The 592-nt window shown below is 73.6% G+C and carries 1 protein-coding gene; it reads right to left on the bottom strand.

Features of this window, described 5'->3' with window-relative positions; all coding sequences use genetic code 11:
- Window positions 1-592: FMN-binding protein (locus PUR26_RS00900; RefSeq protein ID WP_329868227.1), on the bottom strand; the 592-nt coding region annotated here is incomplete at both ends.

Raw genomic sequence — 592 nt, 5'->3', positions numbered from 1 at the left:
GAGGGCGCTCTGGAGGGAGGTGATGTAGCCCTGGCTGGTGTAGGTGGCGCCGGAGACGGCGTCGATGCGCGCGCTCTGCGCGGTGACGGCCGCCTGGTTGAGCTTGGGTACGGCGTCGGAGGCGATCTTGCGGCTGTTGGCGTCCGCGTCGGGCGCCTTCACGGCATCGGCGGCGGTGATCCGGCCACCGCTGACGGTGACGCTCACCTGGACGTCGCCGTACTGGGTGCTCGCCACCTTCCCGAGGACCGTCCTGGGCGCGCCGCCACCGGAGCCCGGAGCCGCACCGGAGCCGGCACCGCTGTCCGCGCCAGGGGCGACGCCATCGGCACCGCCTGTGTCCGCCCCGCCGGAGGAGCCCGCCGGGGCCTCTCCGTCTCCGGTCCCCTTGCCGGTTCCGGCCTTGTCGAGGGCGCTCTGGAGGGAGGTGATGTAGCCCTGGCTGGTGTATGTGGCGCCGGAGACGGCGTCGATGCGCGCGCTCTGCGCGGTGACGGCCGCCTGGTTGAGCTTGGGTACGGCGTCGGAGGCGATCTTGCGGCTGTTGGCATCCGCCTCGGGTGCCCGCACCGCCGTGGCGGCGGTGATCCGG

It is taken from the genome of Streptomyces sp. SP18CS02 (assembly GCF_036322365.1).
Classification (GTDB): Bacteria; Actinomycetota; Actinomycetes; order Streptomycetales; family Streptomycetaceae; genus Streptomyces.
This window is presented reverse-complemented; position numbering and strand designations above follow the sequence as displayed.